At 72.0% G+C, this 21,742-nt stretch carries 22 protein-coding genes and 1 tRNA gene; 16 read left to right on the forward strand and 7 right to left on the reverse strand.

Translation table 11 applies throughout. From position 1 onward, the window contains the following. Positions 1-58 precede the first annotated feature (58 nt). The 4 genes from ACTHMS_RS20470 to ACTHMS_RS20485 all read left to right on the forward strand — a co-directional run bounded on the left by ACTHMS_RS20470 (position 59) and on the right by ACTHMS_RS20485 (position 4,757). Positions 59-2,503, forward strand: coding sequence for a putative bifunctional diguanylate cyclase/phosphodiesterase (locus tag ACTHMS_RS20470; RefSeq protein ID WP_440308509.1), 2,445 nt, complete (start codon positions 59-61; stop codon positions 2,501-2,503). After that, entirely contained in the window at positions 2,500-3,174 is a 675-nt protein-coding gene (locus tag ACTHMS_RS20475; protein WP_440308510.1) for an IPT/TIG domain-containing protein, read from the forward strand. The genes ACTHMS_RS20470 and ACTHMS_RS20475 overlap by 4 nt, the downstream gene beginning before the upstream one ends. Next, positions 3,105-4,136, forward strand: coding sequence for an IPT/TIG domain-containing protein (locus tag ACTHMS_RS20480; RefSeq protein WP_440308530.1), 1,032 nt, complete (start codon positions 3,105-3,107; stop codon positions 4,134-4,136). The genes ACTHMS_RS20475 and ACTHMS_RS20480 overlap by 70 nt, the downstream gene beginning before the upstream one ends. Before the next feature lie 222 nt (positions 4,137-4,358). Next, positions 4,359-4,757 carry a PH domain-containing protein gene (locus ACTHMS_RS20485; RefSeq protein ID WP_440308511.1) on the forward strand — a complete coding sequence of 133 codons (399 nt, stop codon included), beginning with the start codon at positions 4,359-4,361 and terminating at the stop codon, positions 4,755-4,757. On the opposite strand, the gene ACTHMS_RS20490 is transcribed toward ACTHMS_RS20485, so the two are convergent. Beyond that, positions 4,669-5,646, reverse strand: a complete 978-nt coding sequence (locus ACTHMS_RS20490; RefSeq protein WP_440308512.1) for a LysR family transcriptional regulator — start codon at positions 5,644-5,646, stop codon at positions 4,669-4,671. The genes ACTHMS_RS20485 and ACTHMS_RS20490 overlap by 89 nt on opposite strands. Before the next feature lie 73 nt (positions 5,647-5,719). Between ACTHMS_RS20490 and ACTHMS_RS20495 the strand changes: the two genes are divergently transcribed. From ACTHMS_RS20495 to ACTHMS_RS20520, 6 genes are all read left to right on the forward strand, one after another. Further along, entirely contained in the window at positions 5,720-6,919 is a 1,200-nt protein-coding gene (locus tag ACTHMS_RS20495) for a thiolase family protein (protein WP_440308513.1), read from the forward strand. After that, complete coding sequence (locus tag ACTHMS_RS20500) at positions 6,916-7,581, forward strand: 3-oxoacid CoA-transferase subunit A (RefSeq protein ID WP_440308514.1); 666 nt, start codon at positions 6,916-6,918, stop codon at positions 7,579-7,581. Before ACTHMS_RS20495 ends, ACTHMS_RS20500 begins: the two co-directional genes overlap by 4 nt. Positions 7,582-7,682: 101 nt before the next feature. Continuing rightward, positions 7,683-8,285 carry a 3-oxoacid CoA-transferase subunit B gene (locus ACTHMS_RS20505; RefSeq protein ID WP_440308531.1) on the forward strand — a complete coding sequence of 201 codons (603 nt, stop codon included), beginning with the start codon at positions 7,683-7,685 and terminating at the stop codon, positions 8,283-8,285. A 37-nt stretch (positions 8,286-8,322) separates the two neighbouring features. Beyond that, positions 8,323-8,410 (forward strand) — tRNA-Ser (locus ACTHMS_RS20510). Positions 8,411-8,503: 93 nt separating this feature from the next. Further along, complete coding sequence (locus ACTHMS_RS20515; protein WP_440308515.1) at positions 8,504-8,839, forward strand: hypothetical protein; 336 nt, start codon at positions 8,504-8,506, stop codon at positions 8,837-8,839. A gap of 101 nt (positions 8,840-8,940) precedes the next feature. Continuing rightward, positions 8,941-9,522 (forward strand): Uma2 family endonuclease, encoded by a 582-nt coding sequence (locus ACTHMS_RS20520; protein ID WP_440308516.1) that lies wholly within the window; start codon positions 8,941-8,943, stop codon positions 9,520-9,522. Between the two features lie 28 nt (positions 9,523-9,550). Here the strand turns inward: ACTHMS_RS20520 and glpK (ACTHMS_RS20525) are convergent, their stop codons facing one another. Both glpK (ACTHMS_RS20525) and ACTHMS_RS20530 read right to left on the reverse strand, forming a co-directional pair. Beyond that, positions 9,551-11,050 (reverse strand): glycerol kinase GlpK, encoded by a 1,500-nt coding sequence (gene glpK / locus ACTHMS_RS20525; RefSeq protein ID WP_440308517.1) that lies wholly within the window; start codon positions 11,048-11,050, stop codon positions 9,551-9,553. Further along, positions 11,047-11,808, reverse strand: coding sequence for an IclR family transcriptional regulator (locus tag ACTHMS_RS20530; protein WP_440308518.1), 762 nt, complete (start codon positions 11,806-11,808; stop codon positions 11,047-11,049). The genes glpK (ACTHMS_RS20525) and ACTHMS_RS20530 overlap by 4 nt, the downstream gene beginning before the upstream one ends. Positions 11,809-12,017: 209 nt before the next feature. Here ACTHMS_RS20530 and ACTHMS_RS20535 point away from each other — a divergent pair, with 209 nt between their 5' ends. From ACTHMS_RS20535 to ACTHMS_RS20550, 4 genes are all read left to right on the forward strand, one after another. Beyond that, positions 12,018-12,935 carry an MIP/aquaporin family protein gene (locus ACTHMS_RS20535; RefSeq protein WP_440308519.1) on the forward strand — a complete coding sequence of 306 codons (918 nt, stop codon included), beginning with the start codon at positions 12,018-12,020 and terminating at the stop codon, positions 12,933-12,935. Between the two features lie 67 nt (positions 12,936-13,002). Then, positions 13,003-14,517: a glycerol kinase GlpK gene (gene glpK / locus ACTHMS_RS20540; RefSeq protein ID WP_440308520.1), complete on the forward strand. Its 1,515-nt coding sequence runs from the start codon at positions 13,003-13,005 to the stop codon at positions 14,515-14,517. A gap of 98 nt (positions 14,518-14,615) precedes the next feature. Next, positions 14,616-16,277 carry a glycerol-3-phosphate dehydrogenase/oxidase gene (locus tag ACTHMS_RS20545; protein WP_440308521.1) on the forward strand — a complete coding sequence of 554 codons (1,662 nt, stop codon included), beginning with the start codon at positions 14,616-14,618 and terminating at the stop codon, positions 16,275-16,277. Further along, positions 16,277-16,732 (forward strand): TspO/MBR family protein, encoded by a 456-nt coding sequence (locus ACTHMS_RS20550; protein WP_440308522.1) that lies wholly within the window; start codon positions 16,277-16,279, stop codon positions 16,730-16,732. Before ACTHMS_RS20545 ends, ACTHMS_RS20550 begins: the two co-directional genes overlap by 1 nt. Here the strand turns inward: ACTHMS_RS20550 and ACTHMS_RS20555 are convergent. Then, positions 16,720-17,148, reverse strand: a complete 429-nt coding sequence (locus ACTHMS_RS20555) for an HIT family protein (protein WP_440308523.1) — start codon at positions 17,146-17,148, stop codon at positions 16,720-16,722. The genes ACTHMS_RS20550 and ACTHMS_RS20555 overlap by 13 nt on opposite strands. A gap of 39 nt (positions 17,149-17,187) precedes the next feature. On the opposite strand from ACTHMS_RS20555, the gene ACTHMS_RS20560 reads away from it, so the two are divergent. After that, the gene (locus tag ACTHMS_RS20560; protein WP_440308524.1) at positions 17,188-17,883 is read left to right on the forward strand and encodes an NRDE family protein; all 696 of its coding nucleotides are present in this window, start codon (positions 17,188-17,190) and stop codon (positions 17,881-17,883) included. On the opposite strand, the gene ACTHMS_RS20565 is transcribed toward ACTHMS_RS20560, so the two are convergent. Then, on the reverse strand, positions 17,850-18,395 hold the full coding sequence (locus tag ACTHMS_RS20565) for a CGNR zinc finger domain-containing protein (RefSeq protein WP_440308525.1): 546 nt from the start codon (positions 18,393-18,395) through the stop codon (positions 17,850-17,852). The genes ACTHMS_RS20560 and ACTHMS_RS20565 overlap by 34 nt on opposite strands. Positions 18,396-18,477: 82 nt before the next feature. Between ACTHMS_RS20565 and ACTHMS_RS20570 the strand changes: the two genes are divergently transcribed. Beyond that, positions 18,478-19,464 carry an EamA family transporter gene (locus ACTHMS_RS20570; RefSeq protein ID WP_440308526.1) on the forward strand — a complete coding sequence of 329 codons (987 nt, stop codon included), beginning with the start codon at positions 18,478-18,480 and terminating at the stop codon, positions 19,462-19,464. Positions 19,465-19,476: 12 nt separating this feature from the next. On the opposite strand, the gene ACTHMS_RS20575 is transcribed toward ACTHMS_RS20570, so the two are convergent. Both ACTHMS_RS20575 and ACTHMS_RS20580 read right to left on the reverse strand, forming a co-directional pair. Further along, positions 19,477-21,390 (reverse strand): neutral/alkaline non-lysosomal ceramidase N-terminal domain-containing protein, encoded by a 1,914-nt coding sequence (locus ACTHMS_RS20575; protein WP_440308527.1) that lies wholly within the window; start codon positions 21,388-21,390, stop codon positions 19,477-19,479. Continuing rightward, positions 21,387-21,742: hypothetical protein (locus ACTHMS_RS20580; protein WP_440308528.1), on the reverse strand; the 356-nt coding region annotated here is incomplete at its 5' end. The genes ACTHMS_RS20580 and ACTHMS_RS20575, both read right to left, overlap by 4 nt.

Genomic DNA, 21,742 nt, shown 5'->3' on the forward strand with positions numbered 1-21,742 from the left:
GATGGGGTGATCAGCATCGGAGGTCGGTGCGGCCGACCGGACGTCAGGAAGCTCGAGGATGACCAGCCCGCGTCCGACCGAGGCTGCCGTCGTGGCAGCGCTCGCGCGGATCATGGCGGTCTCGTCCGCGCCGGCCGAACTGCTCCTCGGGCTGCTGCACGAGGCGCTCGGCGACCCGCACGGCTCGAGGTCGGCGGCGGTCCTCACGCCGTCCGACGGTGGACGCTCCTGGCGCGTCGGTGCGGCCACGTCCGGCTTCGGCCGGGACGGGATCGAGGCACTCGCCCGCCAGGTCGGACCCGCCCGCGCATCCGTCGCGCAGCCGGCCGACGTCGGCACATCCTTCCAGGGGTTCGTCGCGGAGCCCGTCCTGGACGGCACCGGCTCGGCGGTCCGACTCGTGGCGTCCGGCGTCCAGGTCGGCGTCCTCGTCATCCAGCACTGCACGCCCGAGCAGTGGGCCGCGCTGTCGCCCAGCGTCGCCGTGGGTCTCGCGATGTGCCTGACCGGCGGGGTGGTGCGGCAGACGTCGGCAGAGGCCACCGCGGCAGCGCTGCGCTCGGCCGACGCGTTCCGCCGGCTGCTCGAGGAGGGCGCACACGCCCGGGACGTCGAGGAGGCCGGGGCGGTGGTCGCCCGGGCCGCCGCGGAGGCCTTCCAGACCGAACTGGCCGGCATGTACGTCGTCGACCAGGACACCGGGCTCATCTCGTTCGCCCTCGGCGTCGGCGTCCCGGACGAGCTGAGCCGAGCACTGTCCCGGTCGCTCGTCGGCAAGGTCGCCGCGGCATCACCGGTGTGGCAGGCGCTCGAGGCCGGGTGTCCGAGTCTCGTCGATGATGCGGCCGGCGCCGCCATCCGCCCCGGTGGGTTCGTGCAGACGCTCGGGTTCGTGTCCTATGCCGCGATCCCGCTGCTGTCGGCGGACGGTCCGCTCGGCATGGTGATCTGCGGTGAGGCGACGACGCGCCGCCGCTGGACGCAGCAGGAGCACGACCTCGCCCGGCAGTTCGCCATGCGGGGCGCGCTCGTCATCGACGCGGCGCGGCTGCGGGCCTCCGAGCGCAGGCAGCTGGCCCGGATCACGTTCCAGGCCTACCACGACGGGCTCACCGGCATCGCGAACCGGACGCTGTTCATCGACCGGGCCGAACAGGCGCTCGGCGTCGCTGCTCGGACCGGGGCGCGGGTGGCGATGCTCATGCTCGATCTCGACGACTTCAAGCAGGTCAACGACACGCTCGGTCACGGGTACGGCGACACCCTGCTGCGCGAAGTGGCTTCCCGACTGAGCCGGCTCGTCCCCGAGGCCGACACCGTGGCGCGGCTCGGGGGCGACGAGTTCGCGATCCTGATGCCGTCGAGCGCCGGGCCGGCGGAAGCACTCGCGCTCGCCAGGACCATCGAAGCGGCACTGTCGGATCCGATCGATCTCGGTGGCATCCTCCTCAACACGCGCGCGAGCATCGGCATCGCCGTGTCGCCCGACGACGGGGACGACGCCACCGACCTCATGCAACGCGCCGACATCGCGATGTACGCGTCCAAGCGTGCCGGGCGCGGACCGACGCGCTACCACTGCTCGCAGCACGACTTCACGCTCGACAAGCTGACCCTCTACACGGAACTGCGGCGCGCCATCGCCGAGGACCAGTTGAAGATGGTCTACCAACCCAAGCTCGACCTGGCGACCGGCGTGATCGTCGGGGCGGAGGCGCTCGTGCGGTGGCAGCATCCGCGCCGCGGCCTGATCGGGCCGAACGAGTTCCTGCCCGTCGCCGAGTCCACGGATCTGATCGGCGACCTGACCGCGTGGGTGACGGAACGGGCGTTGTCCCAGCTGGCCGACTGGCACGAGCAGGGCCTCGTCATCGACGTGGCGATCAACATCTCGGCGCGCAACCTGCTCGACCCGGCGCTGCTGGCCCACGTCACCCGGCTCATCGCCCGCAGCCGGCTCGCGCACCATCTCGTCCTCGAGATCACCGAGACGGCGGTGATGCTCGATCCGGCCGCCAGCGCCGACGCACTGTCGAGGTTCCGCGAGCTCGGCGTCCGCGTCAGCCTCGACGACTTCGGCGCGGGTCACTCGTCGCTCACCCAACTGGCGCAGTTGCCCGCCGACGAGATCAAGATCGACCGGATGCTCGTCCACGACGTCGAGCGCGAGCCGTTGCACGCCGCGTTGGTCGGCTCGGTCGCCGACCTCGGCCACCGACTCGGTCTCACGGTCGTCGCGGAGGGCATCGAGACGGCCGAGACGCTGCAGGCCGTCCGTCAGCTCGGCTGCGACATCGCGCAGGGCTACGTCATCTCGCGGCCCGTGGAACCGGAACAGTTCGGGTCGATCGCCGGGATCCGGCGGGGCGCCGGCAGGAGGACGATGCGCCGCGAGGACCCCGTCGGGCCGAACGGATCTTGTGGCCGGTCGGGCGGCCGGGTCAGTCTCGTGCGGTGTCGCCGCACCGCCTCGCCCGTCGCGCCAGGACCCGCGCTGCCATGAACCACGATCCCGTGGCCCGCAGTACCTCCGGTACCCGGCGGCGGATACCCGTCGTGCTGGGTGGTCTGCTCGGTGCACTGCTCGGCGCGGTCGGCATCCTCACCGGCCTGTGCGGCGCGGCCGCAGCGACGGCGTTGCCGACGGTCACCTCGCTGTCCGGACACAGCGGCCCGTACTGGGGTGGCACGCAGCTCGTCGTCGAGGGCAGCGGGTTCACCGGCGCGTCCAGGGTCACCTTTGGAACCGCCGACGGGTACGCCGTGCACGTCGTCTCGCCGACGAGGCTGATCGTCGGCGTCCCGTGGCACGACCAGTACTCGACCGTCCACGTCCGGGTGCTGACGCCGGCCGGCTTCTCACCACGCACCGACGCCGATCGCTACACCTTCGTCCGCCCGACGCCCGACGACCCGATCATGGGCGGCCTCACCGCGCACCAGGAACAGCGCATCTCCGCGCAGGTGCGCGCCGCGCACCGGAACGCGCGGGTCGCCCGTGGGTCGCGCTGGTCGCCGGCCCTGGCTGCCACCGCGGTGAGCCGTGCCCGCTCGTGGCTCGGGCTGCCTACTCGTGGGCCGGCGGCACCGGACGCGGCCCGTCGATCGGGGTCTGCGCGCACAACGGCGGCGACCTCGACTGCCACGTCAGCGGGTTCGACTGCTCCGGCCTGACGCTCTACGCGTGGGCGCCGTACAAGAGCCTGGCGCACTACGCGGCGACCCAGAAGACGCAGGCGGGACGGTTCCACCCGGGCATCGGCGAACTCGTGCCCGGCGACCTCGTCTTCTTCTCGGGCTACATCGCCGACGGCATCGGCCACACGGCGATCTACGTCGGCAACGGCCTGGTGATCCAGGCGGCGCAGAGCGGCACGGCGATCATGCGCTCGAGGTTGACCGACGTCATCGCCGAGAGCGGCGTCTACCGCGGCGCGGTGCGGCCGCTCACCACCGGGGTGCAGGGCGCCGCGCCGACGGTGACGTCGGTGACCGGCCAGGTGCAGCCGGGTGGCCGCATCACCGTCCACGGTGCTCACCTCGACACGGCCGTGTCGGTGTCCGTGGCGGGCACCCGGATCTACTCCTTCGTGCAGCGCACCGCGACGTCGCTCACCGTGATCGCGCCGGCGCACGCTGCAGGGACGGTGCCGGTCGCGGTCTCGACGGCCTGGGGCACGGCCCGGTCGAGCACCGTCTACGTCGGGCCCCCGCAGATCTCGTCCATCTCGCCGGCGAGCGCGACGGGTGTCGCGGCCACCCCCGTCACCGTCACCGGGACGTCGCTGGCCGGCGTGACCGTCGGGCACCTGACCGACGCGGTCGGCACCCAGGACCTGCCGGTCACGGTGGTCTCGGACCGGCAGCTCACGATGACGCTGCCCCCGCATCTGCCGGGCGCGGTGTCGATCACGCTCACCTCCGGTTACGGCACCTCGGCACCGGTCACCTTCACCTATGCACTGCTGCCGACCGGCTCCACCGACGCGCGGGCAGGCGCGCCGGTCGCCGGCCCAGCGGCGGTCGCCCACCCGACGACCTCGGGCACGCACATTGCACGATCGGGGATCTTCGACGACCGCATCGGCCCGGGGTGGTACCTGCTCGGCCCGCGAGCGCGCCGGTCGGCGCCGTAGCAGCGCCACCGACGCCCGTGGCGGCACGACGCCGACCCTTGGGGCACAGCCCGCAGCCGAAGGCGCCGTCCATCAAGGCGTGAGAGGGTGACCGGCGTTCGGTCGATCCTCGGCCCTGACGATGCCTCGGGAGGGTGAGCGTTGCCATCGGATGCTGAGACCTCGACGACGTGGAAGACCGCACGCTCCGTTCGGGCAGCAACGACGACCTGCATAGGTCTCGTGCTCTTCCTCGAGGTGACCGCCACGGGTGCCATGGCGACCACGAAGGAGGCCTCCGGCGTGCTCGTCGCCGTGATCATCGCGGTGGTGCTCATCCCGCTCAGCGGCCTCGTCGGATGGGCCTTCGGCTTCCGGCCCAAACTCATTCTCGACGATGAGACGGTCACGGTCGTGAATCCTCTCCGGGTGACGCGGATCCCCCTCGCGCAGATCGTCATGGCCGGGAGCGGATATCGCGGTCTCGAGATGTGGACGGCCGAGCCGCGGATCATCACCGCGTGGGCCGTGCAGCAATCAAACGCCGCGCAGGTCACGCACGCGACGACACGGTCGGACGCCGTGGCCGCCCGGATATTGGCTGCTGCAGATGCCGCTCGGGTACGCGGAGGTCTTGCATGACGTCCGGCCCCTGGGCGAGCGACACGATCGCCGCTGCTGCCTGCAGGACGTGCGGTTCCGTGCGTGAGCGCGCACGCGCGACGGCGAGCTCGACCCGTCCCGCGCCGCGCAGCGGGAGATAGCGGACGCCCGCAAGTGCCAGTGCCGTCACCGGTTCGGGCACGACCGCGATCCCGAGACCCGCGGCCACCAGGGTGACCAGCGTCGACGTCTCGACCACCTCGTGCCGCACACGCGGGGTGAACCCCGCGTCCTGGCACAGTGCGGCGACGCGACCGAACATGACCGATCCGCCGCGTCCCGCGTGCATGATCAGGTCGGTGTCCCTGAGGTCGCGCACCTCCAACCGGCGACGGCCGGCGAGCCGATGCCCCGTCGGGACGGCAGCGACGAGCGCGTCGCGTCGCAGCACGCGGACGACGAGATCAGGGTCGGACAACGGCGTGCGCAGCAGGGCGAGGTCGATCTCACCGGCATGCAGGGCGGCCACCTGATCGGGCACGAGCATCTCTCCGCGGAACGAGATCTCGAGGCCCGGGGACAGCTCTGACAGTGCGCGGGCCACCCGCGGCAGGAGGCTGTAGGTCACCGATCCGACACAGCCGAGGGTGAGGCGGCCGATGCTGCCGGACGCGACCAGTCGCGCCTCGTCCGCCGCGTCGTCGACCGTGTGCAGAATCGATCGCGCGCGCTCGAGGTAGGCCGTGCCGGCCGTGGTGAGCTCGACGCGCCGGGTGGTGCGCTCGAGCAGGGTGACCCCGAGTTCACCTTCGAGCGCGCGGATCATCTGCGAGAGCGGCGGCTGCGCGATGTGCAGCCGCTCGGCCGCTCGCCCGAAATGACGCTCCTCCGCGACGGCGACGTACGCGCGGAGGTGCCGTAGTTCCATTGAGACTCCTTAGATATCAACCGCCCAGTATTTCGTCCTTCAGCATATGGATGGTTCCGCGTAGCGTCGGGTCATGGCCGAGTCCCACCTCTACGCGTCCGTGCGATCGCCCTTCGGCCGATTCGGCGGTGGCCTCGCCGGCGTCCGTCCCGACGATCTCGCCGCCGCGACGCTGCACGGCGTGCTCGCACGGCTTCCGCGTCTGGAGCCTGTAAAGATCGACGAGGTGGTGTGGGGCTGCGCCAACCAGGCGGGCGAGGACAACCGCAATGTCGGTCGCATGGCCGTCCTGCTCGCCGGCCTGCCGACCACCGTGCCGGCGAGCACGGTGAACCGACTGTGCGGATCGTCGCTCGATGCGGCGATCGTCGGCTCGCGCATGATCGCGAGCGGCGACGCGGACATCGTGGTCGCCGGCGGCGTCGAGTCGATGTCCCGCGCCCCATGGGTGCTGCCCAAGCCCGAGCGCGCGTTCCCTGCCGGTGACGTGACGGCCGTGTCGACCACGCTGGGGTGGCGGCTGGTCAACCCGCGGATGCCCGCGCAGTGGACGGCCTCGCTCGGCGAGTGCAACGAGTTGCTCGCGGAGTCGACCGGCATCTCACGTGCGCGCCAGGACGAGTTCGCCGCACGGTCGCACCGGCTCGCCGCGCAGGCCTGGGCCGAGGGCCACTACGACGAGCTCGTGGTCGCCGTGCCCGGAACGGACCTCGGACGCGACGAAGGCATCCGTCCGGACACCTCCGTCGAGAAGCTCGCCGCACTGAGACCCGCCTTCCGGCCCATCGGCACCATCACCGCGGGCAACGCCTCGCCGCTCAACGACGGCGCTGCGGCGGTCGTCCTGGGCTCGGCGTCGGCGGCGCAACGGCTCGGCGCCGAACCACTCGCCCGGATCGCCGGCCGCGGCGCGTCGGCCTGTGAGCCGCACCTGTTCGGCCTGGCACCCATCGAGGCGGCGGGCGCGGCACTGAAGCGGGCCGGCATCGGCTGGGCGCAGGTGGGCGCCGTGGAACTGAACGAGGCCTTCGCCGTCCAGTCGATCGCCTGTGTCGACACCTGGCTGGAGCAGGGGCTCCGGGACGCCGAGATCGTGAACGCCTGGGGCGGGGCGATCGCGATCGGGCACCCGCTCGGCGCCTCGGGCGCCCGCATCCTCGCCACGCTCGCCGCGCGGCTGCGCGCGACGGGAGAACGGTACGGCGTCGCGGCGATCTGCATCGGCGTCGGCCAGGGACTCGCGGTCGTGCTCGAGAACGAGGACGGCGCGTGACGGCCCGGGTCTGCGTCGACACCGACGAGGCCGTCGCCGGCATCCAGGACGGCGCCACCGTCCTGGTCGGCGGCTTCGGCATGGCCGGCATGCCGGTGCCGTTGATCGACGCGCTGATCCGCCAGGGGGCCACCGACCTGACGATCGTGTCCAACAACGCGGGCAACGGTGACACGGGGCTCGCCGCCCTGTTGGCCGCAGGTCGGGTACGCAAGGTCATCTGCTCGTTCCCCCGCCAGGTCGACAGCTGGATCTTCGACGGCCTGTACCGGGCGGGCCGCATCGAACTCGAGGTCGTGCCGCAGGGGACGCTCGCCGAACGGCTCCGTGCCGCAGGGGCGGGCATCGGCGCGTTCTACTGCCCGACCGGCGTGGGCACGTCCCTCGCCGAGGGCAAGGAGGTTCGGGAGATCGACGGTCGCGAATACGTGCTCGAACTCCCGCTCCGAGGCGACGTCGCGCTCATCGGCGCACACCGGGCCGACCGGATGGGCAATGTCGTCTATCGCAAGACCGCCCGTAACTTCGGGCCGGTCATGGCGACCGCCGCGACGACCGTCATCGTGCAGGTGAACGAGGTGGTCGAGGTCGGTGCGCTCGACCCGGAAGCGGTCGTCACCCCGAGCATCTACGTCGACCGCATCGTGCAGGTGCGCCCGTGAACGCACCGGCCGACGGCGGCCTGATCGCCGGTGTGCTCGCCTCGCCCGTCGACCTGGACGCAGTCCCTCAGCGTGCGGCGGAACCGCTCGACAAGCACGCGATGGCCGCGCTGGTGGCGCGCGACATCCCCGCCGGCGCCTTCGTGAACCTCGGCATCGGCCAGCCCACGCTGATCGCCGATCATCTTGCGCCCGACGCCGGGGTGGTGCTGCACACCGAGAACGGGATGCTCAACATGGGTCCCGTCGCGGTCGGTGACGACATCGATCCCGACCTCACCAACGCCGGCAAGATCCCCGTCACCGAACTGCCCGGGGCCGCCTACTTCCACCACGCCGACTCCTTCGCGATGATGCGCGGCGGTCACCTCGACGTCTGCGTCCTCGGTGCCTTCCAGGTCTCGTCCCACGGCGATCTGGCCAACTGGCACACCGGTGCCCCGGATGCGATCCCGGCCGTCGGCGGCGCGATGGATCTCGCGATCGGCGCCAAGCAGGTGTTCGTGATGATGTCGCTGTTCGCCAAGGACGGGTCGTCGAAGCTGGTGCCGGCCTGCACCTACCCCCTGACGGGCCGCGCCTGCGTCGACCGGCTCTACACCGAGTACGCCGTCTTCGACCTCGGCCCTCGCGGCGCCGTGGTGCGGGAGACCTTCGGCCTGACGGCCGTCGAGCTGGTGGCGCGTCTGGGTGCCCCCGGCTGACGGCGGACCCCTGCAATCCCGGTACCTTCGACCGGTTGGAGGGCTCGCATAGTGGCCGAGTGCGGCGGTCTTGAAAACCGCTTCAGGGTGATCCCCTGACGTGGGTTCGAATCCCACGCCCTCCGCGTGAGCCGGCAGGTGTGGCCTGACTTCCGGGTTCCCTGATAGCTGTGGATAACTCCGGATCAGCGCGTCGGAGCCAGCTACCGTTCCGCGCCATGCCACATGACGCCAAGCCCCGCTTCTTCCTCGACAGCAACGGACTGCTCGCCGAGCGGGTCGACCTCGGTGATCAGGAGATCATCGTCCACTACGACGACGTCCCCGAGTCCGACGTGACCATCGTCAACGGCCTCCGCTGCGCGACACCAGTGCGGGCGGTCATCGACATGGCACCCGAGATCAGTGAGGACGAACTCGAGCGCCTGGTCGCGGAGTGCCTGTCACGGTCGATGTTCACGCCCGAGGAGGCGCTGGCCCGGACGGAGCAGCCGGACATGCGAGGACGGCCCGGCGCCATGCTGTTCCGTCGCGTGCTGCTCCGTGGCCGTTGAGCCGCTCGGCCGTCCAGTCGCTCGAGGGTGTTTCGATCCGATCGACGGACGAGAGGATCGACGCGGTGGGCGTGTCAGACTCGAGGGCTGGAGGTCGCTCGATGACAGCGCTGACGCAGCCACCCGGCCGATTGCTGACGGTCGCCGAATTCGCCGCGCTCGGTGAGGACGACCGTCATCGATGGGAGCTGCACGAGGGCAACCTCGTGATGACGCCCAGCCCGACGCCTCGGCACATGGTCGCCGTCGCGCAGCTGTACAGCCAGCTGCACAGCCAGCTGCCGGCGGATCTCACGGCGGTGCCGGACGTGGACCTCGACCTGCAGCTCGCGCCCGAGGGTCAGCCGGGCACGGCGCGGCGTCCCGATCTCGTGGTGGTGCGTCGCGCCGAGTTCGAGCGGGTCGACCGTGACGGCGGTCTGCTTCGTGCAGCCGCGACCCTGCTGGTCGTCGAGGTCGTGTCGCCGGGCTCGCGGCGGGTCGACACCCTCGTCAAGCGCCGCGAATACGCCGACGCGGGCGTCCCGCACTACTGGATCATCGACCTCAATCCCCGACCGACTCTGCTCGCCTGCCGCCTCGGCGATGGGTCTTCCGACGACGCCATCGGACCGGTCACACGCTCGTTCCTCGCCCGCGAGCCGTTCGAAGCGCGGGTCGACCTCGACGACCTGGGCGCCTGAACCGGCGGCACTGCGAAAGCGCTGCCCCTCAGTGCGGCCAGTCGAAGGTCCGCGTGACGGCGAACTGCCAGTGCTCGAACTCGCGCTCGCGGCGGGCGGGGTCCATCGCGGGCAGCCACTCGGCGGCCTTGTGCCAGTGCCGGCGCAGGGCACCGAAGTCCGGCCACAGCCCGACGGAGATCCCCGCGGCGTAGGCCGCGCCGAGCGAGACCGTCTCGGCGACCATCGGCCGCACGACCGTCGTGTCGAGCCGGTCGGCGATCATCTGCATGAGCAGGTTGTTCGCGGTCATCCCGCCGTCGACGCGCAGCGCCGTGAGCGGCAGGCCCGAGTCGGCGTTCATCGCGTCCACGACCTCGCGCGTCTGCCACGCGGTCGCCTCGAGGACGGCACGCGCGAGATGCCCCTTCGTCACGTACGACGTGAGGCCGGCGATCACGCCGCGCGCCTCGCTGCGCCAGTGCGGGGCGAACAGTCCGGCGAACGCGGGGACGATGTAGCAGCCGCCGTTGTCGTCGACGGTGCGGGCGAGGGTCTCGATCTCCGGCGCTGTGCGGATGAGACCGAGCTGGTCGCGGAACCACTGCACGAGTGATCCGGTGACCGCGATCGAGCCCTCGAGCGCGTAGACCGGCGCCGCGCCGTCGACCTGGTAGGCGACGGTGGGGATGAGCCCGCGTTCGGAGAGCACCGGCTGCCTGCCCGTGTTGAGCAGCAGGAACGAGCCGGTGCCGTAGGTGCACTTGGCGTCGCCGGCGTCGAAGCAGGTCTGCCCGAACAGCGCCGCCTGCTGATCGCCGAGGGCGGCCGCGATCGGCACGCCGGGCAGCAGCTCGGTGCAGTCGCCGAACACCTGCAGGCTCGGGCGGATCTCGGGCAGCACCTCGGGCGGGATGTCGAACAACCGCAGCAGCCCCTCGTCCCAGCGCAGCGTGCGCAGGTCCATGAGCAGGCTGCGGCTCGCGTTGGTCACGTCGGTGACGTGCACGCCACCGGTGAGCTTCCAGATCAGCCAGGTCTCGATCGTCCCGAACAGCAGCTCGCCGCGCGCGGCGCGGGCCCGCGCGCCAGGGACGGCGTCGAGGATCCAGGCGAGTCGTGACGCGCTGAAGTAGGACGCGAGCGGCAGCCCCGTGCGTGCGCGCACCTCGTCGCCGGCGCCGGCCGCGGCGAGGCGGTCGAGCTGCTCAGTGGTGCGGGTGTCCTGCCAGACGATCGCCGGGTGGATCGGGCGCCCGGTGGCGCGATCCCAGACGACCGTGGTCTCGCGTTGGTTGGCGATGCCGACCGCCGCGACCCGGTCGGGCGTCAGACCCGCGTCGCGCAGTGTGGCCGGGACGATGCGCCGCAGGTTCGCCCAGATCTCCTCCGGGTCGTGCTCGACCCAGCCGGGCTGCGGGTACGACTGCGCGTGTTCGAGCTGCCGCAGCGCGACCAGCCGGCCGGAGCCGTCGAACAGGATGGCCCGGGTCGACGTCGTGCCCTGATCGATCGCCAGCACATGGCGCGGTGTGCCCGCGCGGGTCACCGGCGTGCCGTCACGATGTCGCGCGAGACGGCCTGGGCGGCGTCGAGCACCTGGTCGACGAGGTGGGCCCGCGGCGTGCGGCGGGCGTCGCAGAGCCGGTCGATCGGCCCCGTGATCGCGATGGCGCCGGTGACCCGGCCGACCGGCCCGTGGATCGGCGCGGCGATCGACGCCTCGCCGATCACGCACTCCTCGACGTCGACCGCCCAGCCCTGGCGCCGCACGTCGATGAGCGCGCGGGCCAGCAGCTTCGGGTCGGTGATGGTGTGCGCGGTGTAGCCCTGCCACTCGTCGCCGGCGCGCGGCGGCAGCGTCACCGCCCACGCCCGCAGCACCTTCCCGAGCGCGGTCGCGTGCGCCGGGATCGACCGGCCGGTCTCGAGCACCTGGCGCGAGTCGTCCGGGCGGAACACGTGGTGCACGATCACCGGCTCGCCCTCGACGAGCGCGGCGACGCGGACCGCCTCGCCGCTGCGCGCGGCCAAGGCGTCGGCCCAGTTGATGGCGTGCGAGCGCAGGTCGTGCGGGTCGAGGTGGCTGTCGGTCAGCTCGGCGAGCTCGCGTCCGAGGCCGTACTTGCCGGCGGCGTCCTTCTCGACGAACCCGACATCCCGCAGCGTGCTCAGCAGGCCGTGCGTGGTGCCCTTCGCCAGACCGAGCGCCTCGGCCAGCTCGCTGAGCCCGAGCTCGCCCGGGTGCTCGGCGACGAGGTGCAGCAGGGCGGCCGCGCGCTCGACCGACTGGATGGCACCGGGCACGACTCGACGGTAGTCAGCCCGGCAGGGCCTGCACAGGTTCGGGGTCGGCAATGTCGAACGATCCCGGCAGAACGGACTCTCCATGGGCGTCCGGAAGCCTTTTCGACCCGTCCCACGGCGCACGTTCAGGGCCCTCGGACGCGGTCGCCCGGTCGACATGGTCGAACACGGGCGGTGTCCGAGGCCGGTGCGCACCCCTAGCGTCCGAAGTGAGCGCGCTCACCAACCACCAGTCGAAGGGAGCCGAGGAGCTCATGGCGAAGAGCGTCCTGTCCGAATCAGTGCCGGCGGAGGCGTCGGCCGGCCTGCCCGACCCGACCCGAGCGCGCGGTCGCGTCAAACCCTACGTCCCCGGACTCGCGGGCGAGCTGCTCGCCGAGTTCCTCGGCACGTTCATCCTCATCCTGTTCGGCTGCGGCGTCGTCGCGCAGGTCGTGACCGCGCAGCTGGGCAGCCACGACAGCATCGCCTGGGCGTGGGGCCTCGGCGTGACGATGGGTGTCTACGTCGCGGGGAAGATCAGCGGCGCGCACCTCAACCCCGCGGTCACCGTGGCGCTCGCCGTCTTCGACGGGTTCTCGTGGCGCAAGGTGGCCCCGTACGCGGTGGCGCAGACCGCGGGTGCGTTCCTGGCCGCGCTGCTCGTGCGCTGGAACTACAGCGAGGTCATCGCCCGCTTCGACCCGGGCCACACGATCAAGAGTCAGGGCATCTTCTCGACGCTGCCCGGCAACGGCACGCTGCCGGTGAGCGACCTCGGCGCGCTGCGCGACCAGATCATCGGCACCGCAATCCTCGTCCTCGTCATCTTCGCGATCACCGACGCGCGCAACACCAGCCCGCTGGCGAACCTCGCCCCGCTCATCGTCGGCCTGCTCGTCGTCGGGATCGGCATGGCCTGGGGCACCGACGCCGGCTACGCGATCAACCCCGCACGTGACTTCGGCCCGCGGCTCGCCGCGTTCGTCACCGGGTACGGCGGCACGTTCCGCGACCAGTACGGCGACCTCTACTTCTGGGTGCCGATCGTCGGGCCGGCGCTCGGCGCCGTCGCCGGCGGCGGGCTCTACCGCGCGCTGATCCGCCCGTTCCTGCCGACCACCGAACAGATCGAGGCCGGCGCGTGACCGGGCGCGCCGACACCACCATCCACCAAAGTCCATTGCGACCTGCCGACCACTGAGGAGACGAACCATGGCTGACTTCGTCGGAGCGATCGACCAGGGCACCACCAGCACCCGCTTCATGATCTTCGACCACGAGGGCAACGAGCGTGGCCGCCACCAGCTCGAGCACGAGCAGATCCTGCCGCGGGCCGGCTGGGTCGAGCACGACCCGACCGAGATCTGGGAGCGCAGCAGCACGGTGCTGCAGACGGCGATGAACCGCGCCGGGCTCAAGGCGTCGGACTTCGCCGCGCTGGGCATCACCAACCAGCGCGAGACGGCGGTCGTGTGGGACCGGCGCACCGGACGCCCCTGCTACAACGCGATCGTCTGGCAGGACACGCGCACCGACCGCATCGCCTCGGCGCTCGAGCGCGACGGCCGCGGCGAGGTGATCCGGCGCAAGGCCGGGCTGCCGCCCGCCACGTACTTCTCGGCCGGCAAGGTGCAGTGGATCCTCGAGAACGTCGAGGGCGTGCGTGCCGGCGCCGAGCGCGGCGACATCCTCTTCGGCAACACCGACACCTGGTTGCTCTGGAACCTCACCGGCGGCCCGAACGGCGGCGTGCACGTCACCGACGTGACGAACGCGAGCCGCACCATGCTCATGGACCTCGAGACCCTCGACTGGGACGACGAGCTGCTGGGCTTCTTCGACATCCCGCGCGCGATGCTGCCGCAGATCCGGCCGTCGTCCGACCCGGAGGGCTACGGCGAGGTCGCCACGCCCGGCGTCGCCCGCGGCATGCGGCTCACCGGCGACCTCGGCGACCAGCAGGCGGCGACCGTCGGGCAGGTCTGCTTCGCGCCCGGCGAGGCCAAGAACACCTACGGCACCGGCAACTTCATGCTCCTCAACACCGGTACAGACCTGGTGCGCAGCACGCACGGCCTGCTGTCGACGGTCTGCTACCAGTTCGGCGACGAGAAGGCGGTGTACGCGCTCGAGGGGTCGATCGCGGTGACCGGGTCGGCCGTGCAGTGGCTGCGCGACCAGCTCGGCATCATCTCCGGTGCGTCCGAGGTCGAGACGCTCGCCCGGCAGGTGCAGGACAACGGCGGGGTCTACTTCGTGCCGGCCTTCTCCGGGCTGTTCGCGCCGTACTGGCGCAGCGACGCCCGCGGTGCGATCGTCGGGCTGTCGCGGTTCAACACCAACGCGCACCTGGCCCGCGCGACGCTCGAGGCGATCTGCTACCAGAGCCGCGATGTCGTCGAGGCGATGGCGCGCGACTCGGGCGTCGACCTCGAGGTGCTGAAGGTCGACGGCGGCGTGACGGCCAACAACCTCTGCATGCAGCTGCAGGCCGACGTGCTCGGCGTGCCGGTGAGCCGCCCGGTCGTCGCCGAGACGACCGCACTCGGCGCCGCCTACGCCGCCGGGCTCGCCGTCGGCTTCTGGAAGGACACCGACGAACTGCGTGCCAACTGGAACGAGTCGCAGCGCTGGAAGCCCGAGTGGTCGGACGAGCAGCGGGCGGCCGGGTACGCCGGTTGGCGCAAGGCGATCGACCGCACGCTCGACTGGGTCGACGTCGACTGACGCGTCCCACCTCTGCATCGACAACCGTAGTGACGAAAGGAAACACCGTGCCTTCGAGTGCACTGTCCCCAGCCGCCCGCGCCGATGCCCTCCGGGCGATGAGGGACGCGCCCGAACTCGACGTGCTCATCGTCGGCGGCGGTGTCGTCGGCGCCGGCGCCGCACTGGACGCGGTCACCCGCGGCCTGTCCGTCGGCATCGTCGAGGCCCGCGACTGGGCGAGCGGCACGTCGTCGCGGTCGTCGAAGCTGATCCACGGCGGCCTGCGGTACCTCGAGATGCTCGACTTCGCGCTGGTGCGCGAGGCCCTGCACGAACGCGGTCTGCTGGCCCGCAAGCTCGCGCCGCACCTGGTGCGTCCGGTGCCGTTCCTGTATCCGCTCACACACCGGGCCTGGGAGCGCCCGAACGTCGGCGCGGGCGTTCTGCTCTACGACACGATGGGGACGGCGCTCGGCACGGCCCGCGGCCTGCCGCACCATAGGCACCTGTCGAAGCGGAAGGCGCTGCGTGAGGCGCCCTGCCTCAAGCCCGAGGCGCTCACCGGTGCCGTGTCGTACTGGGACGCGCAGGTCGACGACGCGCGGCACACCATGGCCGTCGTGCGCACCGCAGTCGGTTACGGCGCGCTCGCGGCGAACCGCACGCGCGTCGTCGACTTCCTGCGCGAGGGCGAGCGGGTGACCGGCGCGCGGGTCGTCGACCTCGAGACCGGCGATCAGTTCGACGTGCGGGCCAAGCAGGTCGTCAACGCCACCGGCGTCTGGACCGACGAGACGCAGCGGTTGGCCGAGACGCGCGGCCAGTTCCATGTGCGCGCGTCCAAGGGTGTGCATCTCGTCGTGCCGCGCGACCGGCTGCAGTCGAACACCGGGATCATCCTGCGCACCGAGAAGAGCGTGCTCTTCGTGATCCCGTGGGGCCGCCACTGGATCATCGGCACGACCGACACCGACTGGAACCTCGACCTCGCCCACCCGGCGGCGAGCGCCGGCGACATCGACTACATCCTCGACCATGTCAACACGGTGCTGAAGTCGCCGCTCACCCGCGAGGACGTGCAGGGCGTCTACGCCGGGCTGCGACCGCTGCTGTCGGGTGAGAGCGACTCGACCTCGAAGCTCAGCCGCGAGCACGTCGTCGGGCACCCGGTGCCGGGGCTCGTGGTCGTGGCCGGAGGCAAGTACACGACCTACCGCGTGATGGGCAAGGACGCGATCGACGAGGCCGTGCGCGGGCTCGACGCGCGCGTGCCCGAGTCGTGCACCGAGGACGTGCTGCTCGCCGGCGCCGACGGCTTCGAGGCCAAGCGCAACCAGAAGCACCGGCTGGCCGAGCAGTCGGGCCTGCACGTGGCGCGCATCGAGCACCTGCTCTCGCGGTACGGCTCGCTGATCGACGAGGTGCTCGACCTCGTGGCCGCCGACCCGTCGCTCGGCGAGCCGCTGCCCGGCGCCGACGACTACCTGCTGGCCGAGGTCGTCTACGGCGTCACGCACGAGGGCGCCCGGCACCTCGACGACATCCTGGCCCGCCGCACGCGCGCCTCGATCGAGGCGTGGGACCGCGGCGTCGGTGCGGCGCCGGTCGTCGCCCGGCTGATGGCCCCGTTGCTCGGCTGGACCGAGCAGCAGCAGCAGACCGAGGTCGAGCACTACCTCGCCCGGGTCGAGGCCGAGCGCGACTCGCAGCAGCAGCCCGACGACGCGACCGCGGACGCCGCCCGTCTCGGCGCGCCCGAGATCGTGCCGGTGGCGTGATGGCGTCGCGCAGCCGCCTGGCGTTCGCGCTCGCGCCGGCGGCTGCGGCCGTCATCGGCGGCGTGGGGTCGCGCAACGCACCGCAGGTCTACGCCCGGCTGCGCAAGCCGGCGTGGGCGCCGCCCGCCGGTGCTTTCGGCCCGGTGTGGACGGCGCTCTACGCGGCGATCGGGGTCGCCGGCTGGCGGGCATACCCGCGGATGTCGACGCGCACCCGCGCGCTGCACGCGGCGCAGCTGACGCTGAACGCGGCCTGGCCGTGGGCGTTCTTCGCCGCCCGCGGCAAGCCCACAGCGCTCGCGATCATCGCCGCCCTGGACGCGACGCTGGCCGCCGAGATCGTCGCGCTGCGCGACGAGGACCCGACGGCGGCCGCACTGCTCGCGCCCTACCTCGCCTGGTGCGGCTACGCCACCGCCCTCAACGCCGCGGTGAGTGCTCCTCAGGCGGAGTGACCGGCAGCGAGGGCGCGGCGGACCTGCTCGGCCGTCGCCTCGAGGTCGCCGGGGCGGCGGCGCAGCACCTGTTTGGCGAGCCGCAGCTTGTCGCCGGCGAAGCGCGGCACGACGTGGATGTGCACGTGGAACACCGTCTGCGCCGCGGCCCGGCCGTCGTTCAGGACGAGGTTCACGCCGTCGGCGTTGATCGGCGCGTGTCGCATGGCCCGGCCGACGTGCTGTGCCGTGGCGAAGGCGTGGCGTCCGGCGTCCGGGTCGAGGTCGGCGAGCCCGGGCGCGTGCGTCTTCGGCACGACCAGCGTGTGCGCCGGCGCGAGCGGCCGGATGTCGAGGAAGGCGAGCGTGTGCTCGTCCTCGTGCACGCGGTGCGCCGGAGCGTCGCCCGCGACGATGGCACAGAACACGCAACCCACCTGCCGCACCGTACGGCAGGGTCGGCAGACTCGGTGGACGTGTGCACCGTCGTCACGCGTCACCAGCCCGGCCGGCCCCTGCGCGTCCTCGCGCTGCGCGACGAGGTCGTGTCCCGCGAGTTCGACGAGCCGGCCGCCTGGTGGCCCGACCAGCCGAACGCCGTGGGCGGACGCGACCGGCTCGCCGGCGGCACGTGGTGCGCGTCCGACGTCCAGACCGGGGCCACCGCGCTGCTGGTGAACCGCATCGAGCGGCGCGAAGGCACGCCGTCGCGCGGGCTGCTGCCGCTCGCCGCGCTCGCGCACGGCGATGCCTGGACTGAGGCCGTCGACCATCGCGCCATGGCGTCGTTCAACCTGGTGCTCGCGCGTCCTGACGCGGTGACGGTGTGGGTCTGGGACGCCGAGACGCTGCAGCGCCGTGAGCTCGAGCCAGGCACGCACATGATCACGTCGCGCGGGGTCGACGCCGACGACGAGAAGACGGTCGCCTACGCGCCCCGCTTCGCTGCCGAGCACTGGCGGTCGGTGGTCGCGTCGACCGAACCGCTCGACGCGATCGGTGCGCTGGTGGTGCGCGTGCCGTTCGGGGACGAGGTGTACGCCACCGTGTTCGGCCAGCTCATCACGTCCGTGCCCGGCGAGCTGGACATCGTGCACTCGCGCACGCCGTGGCTGCCCGAGACCTGGTCGGAGCAGCGCTACCCGGCCGCACCGGAGCGCCGCGCGCGGTAGGCCGCGACGTTCGTGCGGTTGCCGCACGTCGCGTCGCAGAAGCGGCGCGACCGGTTCTTCGAGAGGTCGACGAGCACGTCGTTGCAGGTGTCGGCGGCGCACACCCGCAGCCGGTCGAGCTCGCCGGCGCGGATGACGTCGACGAACGCCATCGCGGCCTCGACCGCCATCCGCTGCGCGAGCGGGGCCTCCGGTGAGGTGGCGTGGATGTGGTAGTCCCAGCCGTCGTGCCGCACGAGCTGCGGCAGCGCGTCGTACTCGCGCAGCAGCCGGTTGACGATGACGACGGCGGCGTCCTCGTCGCTCGTCCAGAGCTCGTGCAGGCGCGGGCGCAGGGCTCGCACGTCCTCGAGCTCGGCGCGCGTCCGGGCCCGCCGGCCCGTGTACTGCCACTCGTCGCAAAACGCGTTCAGCGAGGCGACGTCGGGCAGTCGTTCCTCGTCGTCGGCGATCGTGTTGACCAGCGCGGCGGCAGCAGCGAGCGCCATTTCTGTGTCATGAGTGAAAGGCAAGTTGACTCCTGACAGTGCCGGCGGCTACTGTCATGAGCGTACCCCCGCTTTGGTCATGACAACAGGTGTCGGAGAAGTTCACATGCGTGCAGCATCCGGATTGCCGCTGGGCCTCGCGTCCGCAGCGCTGTTCGGTTCCTCGGGTTCGTTCGCGTCGTCGTTGATGTCCTCGGGGTGGTCGCCGGCTGCGGCCGTCACCGCCCGGGTGACGATCGCCGCGCTGTTGCTGACGATCCCGGCGCTGCTCGCGCTGCGTGGTCGCCGACACGTGCTGCGCCAGGCCGCGGGGCGGATCGCCGCGTTCGGCCTCATCGCCGTCGGCGGCTGCCAGTTCTTCTACTTCTGCGCGGTGAGCCACCTGTCGATTAGCGTGGCGCTGCTGCTCGAGTACCTCGGTGTGGTGCTCGTCGTGGGTTGGATGTGGCTCGCGCACGGCCGCCGCCCCTCACCGCTGACGATGGCCGGGGGCGTGCTCGCGCTCTCGGGGCTCACCCTCGTGCTCGACATCTTCGGCGGCGCGCACGTCGACGTCGTCGGGCTGTTCTGGGGATCGCTCGCCGCCGTCGGCCTGGCGGTGTTCTTCGTGCTCTCGGGCAGCGGCGACGACTCGACCCCGCCGATCGTCGTGGCCTGGGGCGGCATGGCCGTCGGGGCCGGGCTGCTGTGGTTCCTCGGGCTCACCCATCTCGTCCGGTTCGCCGCCTCGACGCGCGACGTCGACTTCGCCGGCCACCAGGCGCCCTGGTTCGTGCCCGTGCTGGGCCTCGCGGTGCTCGCCGGCGCCCTTGCCTACACCGTGAGCATCGCCGCCACCCGCGCGCTGGGCGTGACGGTGTCGTCCTTCCTCGGCCTCATCGAGGTGCTGTTCTCGGCGCTGTTCGCCTGGGTGCTCGTCGGCCAGCAGCCGACGCTGCTGCAGGCGCTCGGCGGCGCGGTCGTGCTCGGCGGCATCGTCCTGGTGCGGCTCGGTGAGCTGCGCAGCGCCCCGGTCGCGGTCACCGCGCCCGAGGCCGTCGACATCGAGCCGCTCGACGCGTTCGAGTACGGCGGCCTGCCCGCCCTCGCCTGACGGGCTCGCGGCTCAGTCGAACGGGGTGCTGACCGCTTCGGCGGCGAGGCCGTTCGCGGGCAGGACGAAGCGGTGCCGGCCGGGGCGGCCGAGCGGCGGCGCGTACCACCTCGCTGCGTAGCGGTGCCCGCCCCGACCGCCGAGGTACGTCACGCCCAGGTGGTAGCCGGCGTCGTCGGCCACCACCTTGCCGTCCTCGGTCTCGACCCGCACCAGCGGCTCGTGCCAGTGCAGGTCGCCGGGTGCGACATCGGACCAGGTCAGCTCCCAGTACGCGTCCTCGCGCGCGGTGGCCTCGGTGAAGGTCGGCTCGTCCAGTACCCGCGTCACCGACCGACCGGTCGGTCGGGCCAGGTAGCGCCGCACGGTGAACTCGAACCGCCGCTCGATCGAGACGTCCGCCACCGCCTCGTCCCGCACCATCTCGGACGCGAGCCGCCGCGCGCACCCGCACACGAACTCGAGCTGCTTCGGCCCGAACAGCGTCGAGGCGCCCTCGTAGAACTGGGCGCCGTACTCCTCGGGGGTGGTGAGGTAGTCGCAGTGGTCGTTAGCGAGTGAGGACACCACCGCCGTGCCGATGCCCGCCGACTCGACCGCCGCGGCGATGCGGCGCCCTGACTCGACGGTGATCTCGAAGGGCAGCCCGAGCACGCCGACGTCGTCGATGCGCAGCAGCTGGATCGGCAGCACGAGCGGGAAGTCCTCGTCCGGGTTGATGCGCGTGTGCACGAGGTCGGTGCCGACCACCCGCTTGACCCCCTGCGGCCCGCGGTCGCGCAGCTTCGGCATGCCGGGACGGAACAGCGGCAGCTTGTCGACGACGGGTGTCGTGTTCTCGACCGCGCCGGCCAGCTTGGCGATGCCGATGCGTGGGCCGGGCAGCACGATGCCGTCGACCTCGGGGTGCGTCGCGAGGTCGAGCTCGCGCAGTCCGGCCGACAGCGACACCGACGACGAGTGCGACGGCTCGAGCGAGGCGTGCAGCCCGGCCGCCGCCGCGGCGATGCCGCGCCCGACCCGCTCGGCCTCGTGGAACACCAACATGCCCGGACGCACGGCCGGGGTCATGTCGCCGTGCGTGCCCTCGACCGCGCCGACGACCGGCCGCTGTCCCGTCGCGGCCTCGACCCGCTGCGCGAGGTCACCGGTGATGTACGCCCAGACATCCGCGTTGTACGAGGTGTCGCTGTGGCTGATGCCGGTGCCGTGGATCGAGAACCAGACGAAGGCGCCAAGCGGGCCACCCTCCGCCTCGTCGACCCTCACCAGATGCAGAGCCGGATTGACAGCGGTGTACTTGCGCTGCGCCTCGGTGCGCTTGTCGGCGACGTTGTCGTTGCGCACGAACGCCGGTAGCGAGCGGTTGCGGGTGAATCCCCAGACGTCCGTGGTGCCGAAGGCGAGCCGTGCGGGCCGGCGCGTGCGCACCGCCTCGATCACCGCGCCGCTGATGCGGTCGACGAGGAAGTCCGTCCAGGCGGGGTCGAAGCCTGGCCGGTTCGACGCCCAGTGGTTGTAGAACTCGCTGCCGCTGAACTGGCCGGGGCCCGCGTGCGTATGGGTGGCACCGAGGAAGAGCCCTGGCAGCCGCACGTCGGTCGCCTCGGCGATGCGGTGCGCCACCAGGTGGTGCACGATCGCCGAGCCGCTGAGCAGGTCGCAGGCCACGAGCGCGACCGATGCGGTGCCGGCGCGCAGATGCAGCACGCGCACTTTCAGCCGAGTGCGGAACCCCGTGCCGTCCTGGGCGTTGCGCGAGTGCCCGGCCTTCGGCATCCCGGGCGGCGGCGTGATGTCGACCTCGGCGACACCGGCGAGCAGGCCGTCGACGGCGGGCAGGTCGAGCGGAGGCGCCACCGGCACCCGCAGGTCGACCCGGCGCACGTCGGCGTCGGCCACGCGGCGCAGGGGATCGGTCGTCATCGGTCCTGGGGGTCCTCGTCGTCGGTCGCCTCGGCGGCGATGTCGGTCACGGCCTGCTCCACTGCGTCCGGCTCGGGGCGCTTCGGCGACCCGGTGAACCCGCGCCGCAGCGCGCCGGTGATACCGCGCGTCGTGCCCGAGATGATGTCGTAGACGGCGCCGCTGATCTCGTCGTGGATCTCGCGCACCACCCGGCTCGTCTCGGCCGTGGCGGGGATGTTCTCGAGCACGGTGAACGGGATCGCGGCGATCGTCTCGTGTCCCAGCCGCGTGGCGGCCGTCGGCAGGTTCACGACGTCACCGACGCGGTCGGTGCCGCCGGCGAACTGCTCGCGGATCGCGACGAACCGCG

The sequence above is a fragment of the Jatrophihabitans sp. genome (assembly GCF_051960575.1).
Classification (GTDB): Bacteria; Actinomycetota; Actinomycetes; order Mycobacteriales; family Jatrophihabitantaceae; genus JBQCEE01.